14 protein-coding genes and 1 pseudogene are annotated in these 15,351 nt (G+C 69.0%); 4 read left to right on the top strand and 11 right to left on the bottom strand.

Translation table 11 applies throughout. The features are described from left to right. The first annotated feature begins 237 nt into the window (after positions 1-237). Positions 238-2,001, top strand: coding sequence for an arginine--tRNA ligase (gene argS / locus HUG10_RS18205; RefSeq protein ID WP_179170921.1), 1,764 nt, complete (start codon positions 238-240; stop codon positions 1,999-2,001). A gap of 237 nt (positions 2,002-2,238) precedes the next feature. Here argS and HUG10_RS18200 read toward each other — a convergent pair whose 3' ends face one another. Then, a complete protein-coding gene (locus HUG10_RS18200) occupies positions 2,239-3,720 on the bottom strand; it encodes a nucleotide-binding protein (protein ID WP_179170920.1) in 1,482 nt (493 codons plus the stop codon). A gap of 183 nt (positions 3,721-3,903) precedes the next feature. Here HUG10_RS18200 and prf1 point away from each other — a divergent pair, with 183 nt between their 5' ends. Further along, positions 3,904-5,166, top strand: a complete 1,263-nt coding sequence (gene prf1 / locus HUG10_RS18195; protein ID WP_179170919.1) for a peptide chain release factor aRF-1 — start codon at positions 3,904-3,906, stop codon at positions 5,164-5,166. Between the two features lie 63 nt (positions 5,167-5,229). Here prf1 and HUG10_RS18190 read toward each other — a convergent pair whose 3' ends face one another. From HUG10_RS18190 to HUG10_RS18175, 4 genes are all read right to left on the bottom strand, one after another. Then, positions 5,230-5,826 carry a hypothetical protein gene (locus tag HUG10_RS18190; protein WP_179170918.1) on the bottom strand — a complete coding sequence of 199 codons (597 nt, stop codon included), beginning with the start codon at positions 5,824-5,826 and terminating at the stop codon, positions 5,230-5,232. Between the two features lie 107 nt (positions 5,827-5,933). After that, positions 5,934-6,830, bottom strand: a complete 897-nt coding sequence (locus HUG10_RS18185) for a DMT family transporter (protein WP_179170917.1) — start codon at positions 6,828-6,830, stop codon at positions 5,934-5,936. Positions 6,831-6,906: 76 nt separating this feature from the next. After that, on the bottom strand, positions 6,907-7,314 hold the full coding sequence (locus tag HUG10_RS18180) for a DUF6276 family protein (RefSeq protein WP_179170916.1): 408 nt from the start codon (positions 7,312-7,314) through the stop codon (positions 6,907-6,909). A gap of 115 nt (positions 7,315-7,429) precedes the next feature. After that, positions 7,430-8,137, bottom strand: a complete 708-nt coding sequence (locus HUG10_RS18175) for a V-type ATP synthase subunit D (protein WP_179170915.1) — start codon at positions 8,135-8,137, stop codon at positions 7,430-7,432. 208 nt (positions 8,138-8,345) lie between these two features. Here HUG10_RS18175 and HUG10_RS22225 point away from each other — a divergent pair. Together HUG10_RS22225 and HUG10_RS22220 are read left to right on the top strand one after the other, a co-directional pair. Next, positions 8,346-8,930: pseudogene (locus HUG10_RS22225) on the top strand (bifunctional metallophosphatase/5'-nucleotidase); the annotation flags it as partial. Between the two features lie 203 nt (positions 8,931-9,133). After that, a complete protein-coding gene (locus tag HUG10_RS22220) occupies positions 9,134-9,610 on the top strand; it encodes a 5'-nucleotidase C-terminal domain-containing protein (protein WP_179170913.1) in 477 nt (158 codons plus the stop codon). A 170-nt stretch (positions 9,611-9,780) separates the two neighbouring features. Here the strand turns inward: HUG10_RS22220 and HUG10_RS18160 are convergent, their stop codons facing one another. From HUG10_RS18160 to HUG10_RS18135, 6 genes are read right to left on the bottom strand one after another with little or no spacing between them, the layout of a single operon-like run. Continuing rightward, positions 9,781-11,211 carry an ATP synthase subunit B gene (locus HUG10_RS18160; RefSeq protein WP_179170912.1) on the bottom strand — a complete coding sequence of 477 codons (1,431 nt, stop codon included), beginning with the start codon at positions 11,209-11,211 and terminating at the stop codon, positions 9,781-9,783. A gap of 4 nt (positions 11,212-11,215) precedes the next feature. Then, positions 11,216-12,979, bottom strand: coding sequence for an ATP synthase subunit A (locus tag HUG10_RS18155; protein WP_179170911.1), 1,764 nt, complete (start codon positions 12,977-12,979; stop codon positions 11,216-11,218). A gap of 3 nt (positions 12,980-12,982) precedes the next feature. Then, positions 12,983-13,318 (bottom strand): V-type ATP synthase subunit F, encoded by a 336-nt coding sequence (locus HUG10_RS18150; RefSeq protein WP_179170910.1) that lies wholly within the window; start codon positions 13,316-13,318, stop codon positions 12,983-12,985. Further along, the gene (locus tag HUG10_RS18145) at positions 13,315-14,364 is read right to left on the bottom strand and encodes a V-type ATP synthase subunit C (protein ID WP_179170909.1); all 1,050 of its coding nucleotides are present in this window, start codon (positions 14,362-14,364) and stop codon (positions 13,315-13,317) included. Before HUG10_RS18145 ends, HUG10_RS18150 begins: the two co-directional genes overlap by 4 nt. After that, positions 14,357-14,941, bottom strand: coding sequence for a V-type ATP synthase subunit E (locus HUG10_RS18140; protein WP_179170908.1), 585 nt, complete (start codon positions 14,939-14,941; stop codon positions 14,357-14,359). Before HUG10_RS18140 ends, HUG10_RS18145 begins: the two co-directional genes overlap by 8 nt. Before the next feature lie 21 nt (positions 14,942-14,962). Beyond that, positions 14,963-15,217, bottom strand: a complete 255-nt coding sequence (locus tag HUG10_RS18135; RefSeq protein WP_179170907.1) for a hypothetical protein — start codon at positions 15,215-15,217, stop codon at positions 14,963-14,965. Positions 15,218-15,351 lie beyond the last annotated feature (134 nt).

Below are 15,351 nucleotides of genomic sequence, written 5' to 3'. Positions count from 1 at the left end.
CGCGTTCCAGAATCGTTACGCACCGTCCCGGCTTCGTGAAGCGTACCGATACGGAGGCGCTCCGCCGTGAAAAGTCGCCGGGTCGCGGCGACCGGCGGACGACCGGACTAGTCGGGTCGGTCCGGGCGACGCGTTCGTCACGGTGGGCACAGGAAGCACGGTCGGCGGGGTCCCGGCAGTCGTCGCGGACGGCACGGTTCGGAAACCCCTTTATCGGCGGCCGCGGAAGCCCCGCGCATGTTCAGACAGTTCCGGTCGGCCGTCGAGGCGGCGCTGACGGAGGCGCTCGCCGACCTCGGGTACCCGACCGACGACCTCGGCATCGAGGAGCCGCCGGGCGACGTGGACGCGACGCTCGCCTCGAGCGTGGCGTTCCGCCTGGCCGAGGAGGCGGGCGCCCCGCCGCCCCGGGTCGCCGGTGAGGTGGCGGATGCGCTCGACGTTGAGGGCACGGAGTACCTCGCGCGCGTCGAACCCGCGGGGCCGTACCTCAACTTCTTCACCGACGACGCGTACCTCGCGGACACGCTTCTGGCCGCACGCGCCGACGACTTCGGTTCGCTCCCCGACCGGGGGGAGTCGGTCGTCGTCGAGCACACGTCCGCGAACCCGACCGGGCCCGTCCACGTCGGCCGCGCGCGCAACCCCATCGTCGGCGACGCGGTGGCGAACACCCTCGAGTACGCCGGGTACGACGTGGAGCGCCACTACTACGTGAACGACGCCGGCCGGCAGATGGCCGTGTTCACCTGGGCGTTCGAGACGTTCGACGAGTCCGACCTCCCCGACCCGGACCGCGACAAGCCCGACTACGACCTCGTGCGCTACTACCGCAAGGGGAACAGCTTCCTCGAGGAGGGCGACGAGGACGAGGTCACCGAGGCCGAGGCGGAGATCGAGACGATCATGCGTGGGCTCGAATCCGGCGAGGAGGACGCCCACGAGCGCGTAAGCGAGGTCGTCGACACGGTGCTCTCGGGGATGCGGGAGACGCTCTCGCGGCTCCCCGCGGAGTTCGACGAGTTCGTGAAGGAGACGCGGTTCATCCGCGACGGAAGCGCGGCCGAGGCGGTCGAGCGCCTCAAGGACAGCGAGTACGCCGAGATCGACGACGGCGCGTGGGTGCTCGACCTCTCCGAGTGGGACATCGACAAGGAGTTCGTCTTCCTCCGCTCGGACGGCACCTCGCTGTACACCACCCGCGACCTGGCCCACCACGAGTGGAAGTTCGACAACTACGACCGCGCGGTGACGGTGCTCGGCGAGGATCAGCGCCTGCACGCGAGCCAGCTCGAGGCCGCCCTCGAGGTCCTCGGCAACGATACGGACCGGCTCACCTCGATGTTCTACTCCTGGGTGAACCTCCCCGGGGGCGAGGGGATGAGCACCCGCCGCGGCACCGGCGTCGACCTCGACGACCTGCTGGACGAGGCGATCGACCGCGCCCGCGAGGAGGTCGAGACGCGGATGGACGACCGTATCCGCGACGACAACCTGTCCGAGGCCGACGTCGAGCGCATCGCGGAGCAGGTCGGCGTCGGCGCCGTGCGCTACGACATCGTCTCGAAGCAGCCGACCAAGACCATCACGTTCGAGTGGGACCACGCGCTCGACTTCGAGGCGCAGTCTGCACCGTACGTCCAGTACGTCCACGCGCGTTGTTGTGGCATCCTCGACGAGGCCGCGGCACAGGGCTCGACCCCGGCGGACGACGTAGACGCGTCCACGCTCTCGACGCCCGAGGAGCGGGCCCTGCTCGCGACGATCGCACGCCTCCCCGCCGTCGTCGAGGAGGCCGCCGAGGACCTCGAACCCCACCGCGTGGCGACGTACACCCGCGAGTTCGCGGAGACGTTCAACGCGTTCTACCGCGAGTGTCCGGTCCTCACCGCCGAGGACGAGGCGACCCGCGAGGCGCGCCTCGCGCTGGTCGCGGCCGCGCGGACGACGGTCGCGAACGCGCTCGACGTGCTCGGCGTCGCGGCTCCCGAGTCGATGTAGACTCCGATGGCGGCGTAGAACTGGGACCGTCCGGGCGGTTCAGGCGATGAGGGAACCGCCGGAGGACGTGATGGCGTACGCGCCGAGACCGAGCGCGAGCAGTACGAAGACGATGACCCACCACAGCGGAACGGAACCGTTCTGGGCGCGACTCATGGGTTCGGGTCGAGTCCGCGCGATGAAGAATGCCGCGGTTCGCCTCGGACGTGTTCGAGTCCCCTCGTTACGGCCGCCTCCTCAGCGGAACAGCCGACCGAGGATGCCACCGCGCTTCCCATTGTCGTCCTCGTCCACGTCGTCGTCGTCGCCCTCCTGCCCCTGCTTGGCCTGCTCGGAGCGCTCGCGGTTCTGCTCGGCGAAGGGGATGACGTCGTCGCCGATCTCGGCGGATTCGCCCGACTCGGCGTCCTCGACGGTGACCGGACCGTCGTCCTCGAACTCGTCGTCGCCGGGCACCGTTCGGCGCGCCGCCGCGGCGGCCCCCTCCTCGTCCGGCGTCTCGTTCTCGATGATGACCGCGTCGTCCGTCTCCGTCCCCCCCGTCTTATCCGCCTCCTCCTCGCCCGTCGCCTCCCGTTCCTCGGCATCCCCGTCACTGGTGGACTCGTCGACGTCGTCCTCGTCGGGAAGTTCCCCCACGTCCGTCGTGGGTTCGGCTTCGGTCACCTCGACTTCGCCGTCTTCATCGACGTCGTCCTCCTCGGCGTCGGCCGTCTCCGGTTCGTTCGCGTCGGCTTCGTCGTCTCCCGCGTCGTCCGCGTCGACCGCGGTCGCCTCCGCCTCGTCGATCTCGGCCCCGGCCGCTTCACCCTCGTCAACCTCGGCTTCGGCTGCTTCGTCCTCGCCCGCTTCAATCTCATCCCCTTCACCCTCGTCCGCTTCGACCTCGTCTTCCCCCGCGTCGGCTTCCGGTTCGACGGATTCTGCCTCCGTCTCGTCGGGCTTCGTCGGCTCCTGTTCACCCTCCTCGACCTCGTAGGAGAGCGGCGGGCGGATGGGCTCGCCGGTGAGCGAGGAGGCCAGCGAGCGGTACGCCGCCGCCGCGTCGCTGCCGGGGGCGTACTCCGTGAGCGGCTCCCGCGCCGCGACGGCCTCGGCGACGGCGGGGTCCTCGGGGATGCGCCCGAGCACAGGGACGTCGAACTCGTCGGGATCGATGTCCGCGGCGGCGAGCGCGGACGCGAGCCCGTCGTCCGGACCGACGCGGGTGAGCGTCAGGCCGGCCACCTCGCCGCCGAGTCGCTCGGTGAGCTGGAGCGTCTTCCCCGTGTCCACCAGGGCGTCGCGGGTCGGCGTCGAGACGAGCAGAACCTCGTCCGCGAGCGACAGCGGGAGCGCGCTCTCGTGGGTGAGTCCGGCGCCGGTGTCGACGACGACGTAGTCGGCGTTCGTGATGGAGCCGAGCACCTCGCGGATGCGGGAGGGGTCGGCGGACCGGAACGCCGAGAGCGACTGATCGCCGGGGACGACCGAGAGGCCGTGCGGGCCGGCGTACGTCGCGTCCTCCGGGCTAGCCTCGCCAGCGAGGACGTCGTGGAGCGTCGCTCCGTCCTCGGGCACCTCGACGCCGAGCGCCGGCGCCAGGTTCGCCGTCCCGACGTCGCCGTCGACGGCCACGGTCTCGAACCCCGCGGCCGCCAGCGTGGCCGCGAGGTTCGCGGCGGTCGTCGTCTTTCCGACTCCCCCCTTCGCGCTCGCGACGGCGTATGTGGTAGGCATTTGCGAGGAATCGGAGGCACGGCGTTATAAAGGTGGGTCCCACTGCCGGGCGGTCGCACGTCGGACGGCCAAAATCGACCGTTTCCGTGCCGAGTCGCCGGGACGGAAGTCGGCTGCCCCGCCGTCGACCCCTCACCGCGGTATTCAACAGTTACTTACACGCACACCGGCGATAATCAGGTAATGAGTAGCAACGCCGAGGACGGGAGCGACACGCCCTCAGAGGACCGACGGAAGTACGAGTTCCGGAAGGTCCTCGACGAGCTCGACGAGTACGAGGGCTCGGGAACCCAGCTCGTCACCATCTACATCCCCGAGGACAGACAGATCTCCGACGTGGTCGCCCACGTCACCCAGGAGCACAGCGAGGCGTCCAACATCAAGTCGAAGCAGACCCGGACGAACGTCCAGGACGCGCTCACCTCAATCAAGGACCGCCTCCGCTACTACGACGTCTTCCCGCCGAAGAACGGGATCGTCATCTTCTCGGGTGCGGTGAACTCGGGCGGCGGCCAGACCGACATGGTGACCGAGGTGCTGGAGTCGCCACCGGAGCCGGTGCAGTCGTTCCGGTACCACTGCGACTCGGACTTCCTGACCGAGCCGCTCGAGGACATGATGGCCGACAAGGGCCTGTTCGGGCTCGTCGTCCTCGACCGCCGGGAGGCGAACGTCGGCTGGCTGAAGGGGAAACGCGTCGAGCCGGTCAAGTCGGCCTCCTCGCTCGTCCCCGGCAAGCAGCGGAAGGGTGGCCAGTCCGCCCAGCGGTTCGCCCGCCTGCGGCTCGAGGCCATCGACAACTTCTACCAGGAGGTCGCGGGGATGGCGAACGAGCTGTTCGTCCCCAAGCGGCACGAACTCGACGGCGTGCTCGTCGGCGGTCCCTCCCCGACGAAGGACGAGTTCCTCGACGGCGGCTACCTCCACCACGAGCTCCAGGACAAGGTGCTCGGCAAGTTCGACGTGGCCTACACCGACGAGTCGGGCCTGCACGACATCGTCGACGCCGCACAGGAGGTGCTCGCCGACCAGGAGGTCGTCAAGGACAAACGGGAGATGGAGGAGTTCTTCGAGAAGCTCCACACGGGCGAGGAGGCCACCTACGGCTTCGACGAGACCCGCCGGAACCTCGTGATGGGGTCGGTCGACCGCCTGCTGCTCTCGGAGGACCTCCACCACGACGTCGTCCCGTTCGAGTGCCCGAACGGCCACGACGAGTACGAGGTTGTCGAGCGTCGCCACTCGACGCCCGAGCACACCTGCACGACCTGCGGCGAGGAGGCCGAACCGGGCGAGCGCGAGGACGTGGTCGAGCACCTGATGAACATCGCCGACCAGCGCGGCACCGAGACGAAGTTCATCTCCACCGACTTCGAGAAGGGCGATCAGCTCATGGACGCCTTCGGCGGCATCGCGGGTATCTTGCGCTACCAGACCGGCGTCTAAACGCGGACCGTTCTCCCCGACGCCAGGGGGCATAATCGCTCGACAGGCACTGCCACGTCCCGGTCAGGGGGTGTCGAGACTGACCGAGGTTCCGCGGGTTCCGACGGCGATGGTCCCGTTCCGACGGACGCTGACCTCGAACCCCAGGAGGGCGAACTCGAACATCACGTCGTCGCCGGACCCGCCGTCGCTCCTGACCGAATCCTCGACCGAGAAGGTGAGCGCCTCGATCGCCGGGGTACCGCCGGCGATCGCCGCGAACGCCTCGCCCGGCACGCCCCGAATCACCCCCTCGACGGTGAACGCGATCGCGCCGGGAGTCGCGTCACCCGGGTTCGGGGCGCCCTCCGCCGCCGAACCGATCGAATCCGCGCCCGGAACCAGATCGTCCGGATCGGGTGTTTCCACTCCCACGTCTACGGTCTCGAGCCGGAGCGATGCCCCGTTCGAGAGGTCCACGTCGACGGTCCGTGAACCGTCGACCGAGAGCGAGACCTCCCCGGGGGTCAGCGTCGTTCCCTCGAACGCCCCCAGCAACTCCTCGGTCATCGTGAGGGTTCCCTTGGCCGTGAACGCGATCGTATCCGGCAGCCGCGTCCCGACGACCTGCTCCGTGAGGCGGATGGTCCGGTCCTCGGCGACGTTCACGGTCACGCTCATCGGTGTAGTTCGTCCGCTAATTTCCAGAATTCGCCGGCATGAAACCTTATCTAACGGATGACGTTCGAACGGTGGCCGGATAGTGACCGGCAGAGCACGTCCCCCGATTACTCTCTCGCAGTCTGGACCAGCACGACGCCGGCGAGGATCAACCCCGTCCCGAGGAGCATCTCGGGCGTGATCACCTCGCCGAGGAACGCCGCGCCGAGCGCCACGGCGACTGCGGGTTCCACGGTCGAGACGACGCCCGTGCGGCTCGCGCCGACCCGTTTCAGCCCGGCGAAGAACGCGAAGATGGCGAGCGCGGTGGTGACGGTGCCGAGCGCGAGGACGACGCCCCACCCGAACGGTGTCGTCGGAAGGGAGAACGTCCCGGTAGCCGCGCCTACCGCACCCATCGACGCAGCCGCCGCGGGGGCGACGTAGGCGGTCAGCACGCGCTCGTCCGCGGTTCGGAGCGCGACCCGAGAGGCGGTGATGTAACAGGCGTAAAGGAGGGCGGCCGCGAGAGTCGCTCCGGCGCCGAGCGGGTCGAACGCGGCTGCCCCGGTCCAGGAGACGAGGCCCACGCCGGCGAACGTGAGCACGGCTGCGACGGCGGTCCTGCCGCCGACTCGCTCGTCGAGGAATGCCGCGGCGAGCGCGACGACGAACAGCGGGTACGTGTACAGCAACACCGCGGCGAGCCCCACCGACGTCCGTTCGACGCCGACGAAGAAGCCGTAGCTGACGCCGGCGTAGCCGACGGCGCCGAGCGCGACCGCGACGACCCCGTCTCGCGTCGGGAGCCGCAGCCGGGGGTGGGGTGGCGAGGTGAGCAACCGGTGGGTGCCGAGCGCCGCCCAGACGACGGCCCCGCCGACGAGGAACCGGAGGGCGAGCGCGGCCGGCACCGAGAGCCCCGCGCGGAAAGCGAGTTCGCCGAGCACGCCGAGCGTGGCGAAACAGACCGCCGAGACGAGGACCAACAGCGTGCCGACGGTCCGGCTGTCGAGGCGACCCATCCGTCGTCGGCGATGCGGGGACGACGTATATCGCCCCCGGTACCGACCCGACGTTCGCCCCCGGTGCGGCCCCGCGCTACCCGAGCAGCGAATCGAGCTGGCTGACGCGCCGGTCGAGTTCGAAGTGCGGCTCGACGTCGGCTCCGACGAGCCTGTCGAGCGTCAGCGCGACGTCGACTCCCGCGGACTCGGCGCGTTCGCGCAGTTCCGCGATCGACGGCTTCTCGAGGGTGAGCTTCGGGAGTTTCCCGAGTAGCAGCGCGAACGCGACGCCGCCCTCGCCCCGCGGGAACGCGTCGTCGACGCGCCCGAACGCGGCGTCGGTGTCGGCCCCCGCGTTGACTCCGTTGGCGTCCGCGGCCGTGACGCGGAGACAGCGCGGACAGATGGCAGCCGCCGCGGCGCCGTCGGGCGCGTGTTCGCGGAGCGACTCGGGGACGGCGAAGACGACGAGGTCGACCTCGCAGTGTGGACAGGTGGGCATACCCGACGCTGGAGGGCGGGACCGAAAAAGCGAGCGGGTGAGAACGGGAGGGCGGCCGAGGTGGGCGGTCGGAGTCGAGGGCGGCGAATCGAGATGGGAGGGGAACTGCCGGCGGTCAGTCGTCGGCGTTGACCTGGCCGGGTTCGAGAACCTCCTCGGGGTCGCGGGCGGCCTCCTCCGCGGCCTCTTCGGCCTCCTTCTCCTCCTTCTTGGCCTTGATCTTCTTCAGCCGGAAGATCTCCTCGCGCTCCTGCTCCTCGAGCTTCTGCTCGATGTACTCCTGGTTCTCGTACAGCGTGGGCAGCAGCGTGAACTCCAGCGCGTTCACGCGGCGCTTCGTCGTCTCGATCTCGGTGAGCATCTTCTTCATCGCCGTCTCCACCTCGGCGGCGAGGATGATGGACTCGAGGAGTTCCTCGTAGTCGTCGGCCGCCTCGTCGATCCGCGCGGAGGAGCCGAGCAGGCCGTAGCCGCGCTCTTCGAGGTTCTTCCTCACCTTCGAGGACTCAATCTGCGGGACGACGACGCCCATGATGTTCTTCGACTGCGTTGTGATCTCGGGGTGCTCTTTCAGCGCCGCCGCGGCGCCGCGAACGGCCACGTCGCCCTCCATCGCGCGGGCCTTGTTGATGGTGTTCTGGGCGGACTCGTAGTCGGTCTCCAGTTTCGAGCGGACGTCCTGTGCCTGGTCGAGGATGTCCATGAACTCCATGATGAGCCCGTCACGCTTCTGTTCGAGCGTGTCGTGGCCCCGCTCGGAGAGTTCGATGCGGTCCTCGATCTCCATCAGGTTCTTGCGAGTCGGTTTGACGTCCTCGGCCATGGCTCTTGGTGGAGGGTAGCCCGTGGAGGGTGTTAATGCTTGTTAGTCCGCCCGCGATTCGCCGCGCCGGACGGCACCGAGTTCACCGGTACTCGGTCGATGACGACCTGGAAAGGTCCCTCGTGAGCTGCCGAGCCGATCGCCCCGAACATATCTCGACGAGCATCCGAACGGTGGTTTTTCGGCGTGACACGGAGTTGCCACCACCGTGACCCCTCCACCCCGCCTGGTCCACCTCTCGGACCTGGAGACGCTGTTCGACCGGCCGGCCGACGTCGGCCGGGTGGCGAGCGCCGTCGAGGCGCTCCGCGACGAGCGCACCATCGTCGTCGGCACCGGTGATACCACCGCGCTCGGGTCGCTGGCGCTCGCGACCGAGGCGGGCCGCGGCCACGCCCGCCCTTTCCTCGACGCCGTCGAACCGGTGGCGGACACGTTCGGCAACCACGACTTCGACCCCGGAATCGAGTGGGCGGCCGACTGGGCGCGCGACACGCCCGGAACCCACCTCGCGGCGAACCTCGACGGGTTCGACACGGACGCGTTCGAACCGGGCATCGTCGTCGACGTCGGCGACGTGCGAGTCGGCCTCGTCGGCGTCGTCAACCCCGAGACGGCGACGATCTGCCACGCCGCCGGGGCGCTGACGTTCACGGACCCGGTCGCTGCCGTCCTGGAAGAGACGGCCGCACTCCGCCAGCGGGGCGCCGAGCGCGTCGTCGTGCTCTCACACTGCGGCGAGGCGGACGCGGACATCGCCCGTGAAACCGACGTAGACGCGGTACTCGGTGCTCACGACCACGGGCGGGTGAACGAGGTCGTCGCGGGCACGCTCGTCACCCGGACACGCGGCGGACAGGCCGGCGAGTTCGGGGTCGTGACGCTCGGCGAGGAACCGGCCGCGGAGGTCCGCGACGTCGTCGACGCTCCGCCAGACGGCGCGATCACGGCGGAGTACCGCGATCGCCGCGAGGCCGCCTGCATCGACGCGGAGTTGTGCTCGTTCCCCGCGCCGCTCCCGGAGGGGGAGACGGCCCGGGCGGTCGCCGAGGCGTACCGGTCCCGCGGAGACGCCGACGTGGGCGTCGTCCTCGCGGCGACGGTCCGGGGAGGCCTCCCGGCGACCTGCTCGGCGTCGTCCCCTTCCCCTCGCACCTCCAGACGCTCGAGGTCCGGGGGGAGGACCTCGCCGCCGCCGTCCGCGCCGGTCGGGAGCAGTTCGACGACACCCACGGCCGGCTGTTCGTCTCCGGAGCGGCCGTTCGGTGGGACGACCCGAACGGGACGGTCGCCGTCGACGGCGAGGCGGTCGACCCGGACCGGACGTATCGCGTCGCCTGTACGAGCTACCTCCCGTCCGTCGGCCTCCCCCCCGGGTTCGAGCAGGAGTCCGTCGTCGAGGACCGCGGCCCACAGCATGAACACCTCCTCACGCACGCACGCGACGGGGAGTTTGGCCCCGCTGGGGAGTGACGACACGGTCAACGACCGCAGAATACTCCGTAGTCCGGGAGCGACGCTCCACGTCCCATCCAGAGGGCGGGAATGGAAGGGGGCCACAGATGCCTCCAGGCCGTTCCTGTCGACGTCGTAACACCCCAGGAATCGAGCCGACCCGAAAAGAACCGAAGCGAAAAACCCGACTAGTCCGCTGAGACTTCCTCGGCCGACTCCTCGTCGCCCGGGACGTCCCGGCGGTAGTGCTCCTTGATGAGGTCCTCGTCGATGCGGTTGAGTTCCTCCTCCGGCAGCGTCGAGAGGAGGTCCCAGCCGATCTCGAGGGTCTCGTCGATGCTGCGGTTCGTGTCGTACCCCTGCTCGACGAACTCCTCCTCGAAGCGGTCCGCGAAGTCGAGGTACTTGTTGTCGCGCTCGGAGAGCGCCTCGCGACCGACGATGTTCACGAGGTCGCGCAGGTCCTCGCCCTCCGCGTACGCCGCGTACATCTGGTCGGAGACGTCGCCGTGGTCCTCACGGGTGAGGCCCTCGCCGATCCCGTCGTCCATCAGGCGCGACAGGCTCGGCAGCACCTGCACCGGGGGCTGGATGCCCTGGCTGTGCAGGTCGCGGTCGACGTAGATCTGTCCCTCCGTGATGTACCCCGTCAGGTCGGGGATCGGGTGGGTGTCATCGTCGCCCGGCATCGTCAGGATGGGGATCTGCGTCACCGAGCCCTCGCGGCCCTCGATGCGGCCCGCGCGCTCGTACAGCTGCGCCAGGTCGGTGTACATGTACCCGGGGTAGCCACGCCGGCCCGGGACCTCCTCGCGGGCCGCGCCGATCTCGCGGAGCGCCTCGCAGTAGTTGGTCATGTCCGTCAGGATGACGAGCACGTGGTACCCCTTGTCGAACGCGAGGTACTCGGCGGTCGTCAGGGCCATCCGCGGGGTGACCGTCCGCTCGACTGCGGGGTCGTCCGCGAGGTTCATGAAGACGACGGAGCGCTCCAGCGCGCCCGTGCGCTCGAAGTCGTCCATGAACTCGTTGGCCTCCTCCTGGGTGATGCCCATCGCGCCGAAGATGACGGCGAACTCGGACGCCTCCTCACCCTCCTCGGCGGCCTCCTCCGGCACGGTCGCCTGTCGCGCGATCTGCAGCGCCAGGTCGTTGTGCGGGAGCCCCGACGCCGAGAAGATGGGGAGCTTCTGGCCGCGCACCAGCGTGTTCATGCCGTCGATCGACGACACGCCGGTCTGGATGAACTCCTCGGGGTACTCCCGGGAGACGGGGTTGATGGCTGCGCCGACGATGTCGCGCCGCTCGTCCGGGACGATGTCCGGGCCGCCGTCGATCGGCTGGCCGGAACCGTCGAGAACCCGACCGAGGAGGTCCTCGGTGACGGGCATCTTCAGCGTCTCGCCCAGGAAGCGGACGGACGCGTTGCGGTCGATACCGGTGGTCCCCTCGAACACCTGGATGGCGACGATGCCCTCCTCGCTCTCGAGGACCTGGCCGCGCTTGGTGTCGCCGCCGGGGGTCTCGATCTCGACGATCTCGTCGTAGCCAACGGGTTCGTCGACCTCGGCGTACACCAGGGGGCCGCTGATCTCCGTGATTGTCTGGTACTCTTTCATTGGTCTAGTAGAGCGAGCGAAGCTCCTCCGTGATCTCGGCTTTCAGCTCCTCGACGTACTCCTCCCAGTTCCCCTGGGTGGCGATACGGTTCAGCCGGGGTGCCGCGTCGATGCTCTGGATGTCCTCGACCGGGACGCCGGCGTCGAGGGCGTCGAACGCCTCGTCGTTGAACGTCTGGATGGTGGTGAGGATGGCGTACGTCTTCTCGGGGGGACAGTACATGTCCTCGTCGACGAACGCGTTCTGCTGGAGGTAGCCCTCGCGGAGGTAGCGCGCCACCTCGAGGGTGAGCTGCTGGTCCTCCGGTAGGGCGTCCTTGCCGACGAGCTGGACGATCTCCTGCAGCTCGCCCTCCTCGTCGAGGGTGTCGACGGCCCACTGGCGCTTGTCCGGCCAGTCCTCCGCGACCTCCTCCTGGAACCACGGGTCGAGCTGGTCCTGGTACAGCGAGTAGGACTCGTTCCAGTTGATCGCCGGGAAGTGCCGGCGCTCGGCCAGGTCGGCGTCGAGCGCCCAGAACGTCTTCACGATGCGCAGCGTGTTCTGGGTGACCGGCTCGGAGAAGTCGCCGCCGGGCGGCGAGACGGCCCCGATGACCGACACCGACCCCTCCGTGCCGTTGATGTTCTCGAAGTAGCCGGCGCGCTCGTAGAACTCCGCGAGCCGAGCGGAGAGGTACGCGGGGTACCCCTCCTCGCCGGGCATCTCCTCCAGCCTGGAGGAGATCTCGCGCATCGCCTCGGCCCACCGCGAGGTGGAGTCGGCCATGAGCGCCACGTCGTAGCCCATGTCGCGGTAGTACTCCGCGATGGTGATGCCCGTGTACACGCACGACTCGCGCGCCGCGACGGGCATGTTCGACGTGTTCGCGATGAGGCTCGTCCGGGCCATCAGCGGGTTCCCGTTCGCCGGGTCCTCCAGCTCGGGGAAGTCCTCGATGACCTCGGTCATCTCGTTGCCGCGCTCGCCACAGCCGACGTAGACGATGATGTCCGCGTCGGCGAACTTGGCGAGGCTGTGCTGGGTGACCGTCTTGCCGGAGCCGAACGGCCCCGGAATCGCGGCCGTCCCGCCCTTCGCGATGGGGAACAGGCCGTCGAGGATGCGCTGGCCCGACACCAGCGGGGTGCGCGGGGTGCGCTTCTCGACGGACGGGCGCTTCTCGCGCACCGGCCACTCCTGGCGCATCGTGATCTCCTCGCCGTTCTCCAGGGTGACGACCGGATCCTCGACCGTGAGCGATCCGGACTCGGTGCGCTCGACGACGCCACCCTCGTAGTCCGGCGGCACCATGACCTTGTGGTCGATGGTGACCGTCTCGGGCACGACGCCGACGATGTCGCCGGGTTCGACGACGTCGCCCGCCTCGACCTCCGGAGTGAACTCCCACTCCTTCTCGAGGTCGATGCCGGGCGCGTCGACCCCGCGGTCGAGGAACGCGCTGCCCATCTTCTCTTCGAGCACGTCGAGCGGGCGCTGCACGCCGTCGTAGATGGCGTCCAGCATGCCAGGGCCGAGGTCGACCGACAGCGGCTCGCCGGTGTTCTCGACCGGCTCGCCTGGGGCGATCCCCGAGGTCTCCTCGTACACCTGGACGGTCGTGACGTCGCCCTCGATCTCGATGACCTCGCCCATCAGCCCCTCCTCGCCGACGTAGACGACGTCGTTCATCCGGGCGTCGAGGTCGACGGCGGTCACGACCGGACCACTCACGCTCCTGATCCGTCCCGTTGTCTCCGTGACTTCTCGTTCGGTTGCTTGACTCATTGTCTAGTTGTCTTCCTCGTCGTCCTCCGCCATCAAGTCGATTCCGATGGCGCGCTTGATCTGTTCGCGCAGGCCGCTCCCGGCGCCGCCGCCGAGCGTGACGAGCACGGGCTCGACGCTCCCCTCGGCGGACCGGCGGACGGTCCGCGAGAGGTGATCGAGGTCCTCGTCGCGCATCACGACGATGCCGACGTCGTCGTCCTCGAGCGTGCGCTCAACGGCGTCGTCGAGCCGCTCGTCCTTCTCGTCGTCCGCGACGTTCTCGCACTTGCGGACGCCGGCGAGCCGGAAGCCCGTCGTGAACTCGGGGCTGCCGATGACCGCGATCTCCTGACTCATAGGATCACCAGTTCGTCCTCAATCTCGTCCTCGGAGAGCCCGGCCTCCTTCCCGCGGGCGATGGCGCGGATGTTGTCGACCTCCCGCTCCTTCGCGAGGATGTACGACACCACGGGCGTCACCGACAGCGGGTAGACGTGGCCGAGCGAGTCCGCGTACTCCAGCAACGCGGCCTCCAGTGCGTGCTCGAAACCGATGAGGCTCTCGGCCTCCTCGAGCTCCGTCAACGCCGCCGACAGGTCCTCCCCGTAGCGGCTGTCGCGGACGCGCTGGACGAGTTCGTCGGGGTTGCTCGCGAGCACTCGTAGCTCCTCGGCCGAGAACAGGACGCCGCCCTCGATGTAGTACTCCGAGGGGTCGACGTCGGCGCCCGACCGGGCGAGCCGAAGCGCGTTGATGGCGTTCCGGAAGTCGATCTCCGACTCCAGGAACTCGCGGTACTCGGCGAGCGCCTCGCCGGAGAGGTCGCTCGTCGAGAGCAGTTCGTAGTACGCGCGGTCGACCGCGTTCTCGAGCGGGACCAGCACGTCGCTGGACTCGTAGTCGCTGTACGCGTCCTCGAGCCCGGGACCGAACGGGGTGTCCGACAGCACTTCGACGGCCTCCTCGATGGTGCCGACGTCGAGCAGTCGCCCGATCCGGGCTTCGTCGAACTCGCCGGCGCGGATGAGGTCGGCCTCGACCGACTCGCGCTCCGCGTCGGCGTACAGCCCGCGGAGCACCGTCTTCACGTTCCACGCGTCGAACTTGCGGAGGTAGCGGGCCACCTGATCGTACAGCCGACCCTCGCACCAGTCGAGGATGTCCTCGAACTGCTCCGCGAGGTTGCGGTTCAGCGCGTACTCGATGAGGTCGACGCCGGAGTACCGGGAGCCCAGCTCGTTGATCTGCTCCTCGTAGGCGGAGTCCTCCATGAAGCGGGCGATCTCCGCGGGGCTCATCCGGACCAGCTTGCGGTAGTCGTCGTTGTCGTACAGCGCGCCGCGTCGGGAACGGACGCGGGCGTTCACGTACTCCGGATTGGACGTCCCGGCGCTGCTACTCATCGTCGAACAGTCGGTCGCTCAGTTCCTTGAGGTTGTCCTCCCAGACGCCCTCGAGCACCGAGTCGAACGTGTTGTTGACCCGGACGCGGGACTCCTCGCTCTCGACGACGACGCCGCCGAGACAGTCCCGGTCGCCGGCGTAGGACCAGCCCTCGTACTCCGAGAGGATCCGGGTGAGCAGTTCCTCGTCCTCGGCCCGGCCGTAGACGGAGACGGTCTCGTCCCCGTCGAACTCCCCGGCCGCCTGGTCCAGCAGCTCGCGGGTCAGCTCCTCGCGCCGTTCGCCCTCGAGGGAGGCGATCGCGGCCTCGACCTCGTCGCGAACGGACTGGAGCGCGTCGCGGCGGGCCTCGAGGCGCTCCTGCTTGGCCTCGAGCTTCGCGCTGGAGAGCGCCTGTTCGCGCTCCTGGGCGATCTGCCGCTCGACGCTTGCCTCGCGCTCCTCGCGGATGCGCTCGGCCTCGGCCTCAGCCTCGGCGACGATCTCGTCGGCGCGGTCCTCGCCCTCTCCGCGGATTTCCTCCGCACGCGCGCGGGCTTCTTCTCGAATGTCCTCGACGACAGTATCCAAACTCATGGTAAAGGAGGTGGTCGGGAGTTACACCAGGAAGAAGGTGACCAGCGCGAGGATGACGAGAGTCTCCGGCAGGACCGTGAAGATCAGGCCCGTGACGAACAGGTTCTCGTCCTCCGCGACGGCACCCACCGCGGCGGAACCGATGCCGCGCTCGGCGTATCCCGCACCGAAGGCAGCGAGCCCGACTGCGAGGGCGGCTGCTGCGGTCGGCGGGATGGCTGCTGCTCCACTGTCCTGCAGTACGACGTTTGCCAACTCGGGAATAGTGTCAATCATTGGTTTGTTTTGGCGGTGTGCCTGTCTCCGGACAGTCGGAATTTGCACCTACGGAGGCCATAAAGCTTCCCAATCACGTCGACCGAGGCGGCCGAATACGGGGGTCTAGGAGCAGTTGCTGCCCGCACCTGCGA

The sequence above is a fragment of the Halorarum halophilum genome, assembly GCF_013401515.1.
Classification (GTDB): domain Archaea; phylum Halobacteriota; class Halobacteria; order Halobacteriales; family Haloferacaceae; genus Halorarum; species Halorarum halophilum.
This window is presented reverse-complemented; position numbering and strand designations above follow the sequence as displayed.

Bases quoted from the DNA above. Each gene is read 5' to 3' on its own strand.
- argS (WP_179170921.1), top strand. From the start codon at position 238: ATGTTCAGACAGTTCCGGTCGGCCGTCGAGGCGGCGCTGACGGAGGCG.
- HUG10_RS18200 (WP_179170920.1), bottom strand. From the start codon at position 3,720: ATGCCTACCACATACGCCGTCGCGAGCGCGAAGGGGGGAGTCGGAAAG.
- prf1 (WP_179170919.1), top strand. From the start codon at position 3,904: ATGAGTAGCAACGCCGAGGACGGGAGCGACACGCCCTCAGAGGACCGA.
- HUG10_RS18190 (WP_179170918.1), bottom strand. From the start codon at position 5,826: ATGAGCGTGACCGTGAACGTCGCCGAGGACCGGACCATCCGCCTCACG.
- HUG10_RS18185 (WP_179170917.1), bottom strand. From the start codon at position 6,830: ATGGGTCGCCTCGACAGCCGGACCGTCGGCACGCTGTTGGTCCTCGTC.
- HUG10_RS18180 (WP_179170916.1), bottom strand. From the start codon at position 7,314: ATGCCCACCTGTCCACACTGCGAGGTCGACCTCGTCGTCTTCGCCGTC.
- HUG10_RS18175 (WP_179170915.1), bottom strand. From the start codon at position 8,137: ATGGCCGAGGACGTCAAACCGACTCGCAAGAACCTGATGGAGATCGAG.
- HUG10_RS18160 (WP_179170912.1), bottom strand. From the start codon at position 11,211: ATGAAAGAGTACCAGACAATCACGGAGATCAGCGGCCCCCTGGTGTAC.
- HUG10_RS18155 (WP_179170911.1), bottom strand. From the start codon at position 12,979: ATGAGTCAAGCAACCGAACGAGAAGTCACGGAGACAACGGGACGGATC.
- HUG10_RS18150 (WP_179170910.1), bottom strand. From the start codon at position 13,318: ATGAGTCAGGAGATCGCGGTCATCGGCAGCCCCGAGTTCACGACGGGC.
- HUG10_RS18145 (WP_179170909.1), bottom strand. From the start codon at position 14,364: ATGAGTAGCAGCGCCGGGACGTCCAATCCGGAGTACGTGAACGCCCGC.
- HUG10_RS18140 (WP_179170908.1), bottom strand. From the start codon at position 14,941: ATGAGTTTGGATACTGTCGTCGAGGACATTCGAGAAGAAGCCCGCGCG.
- HUG10_RS18135 (WP_179170907.1), bottom strand. From the start codon at position 15,217: ATGATTGACACTATTCCCGAGTTGGCAAACGTCGTACTGCAGGACAGT.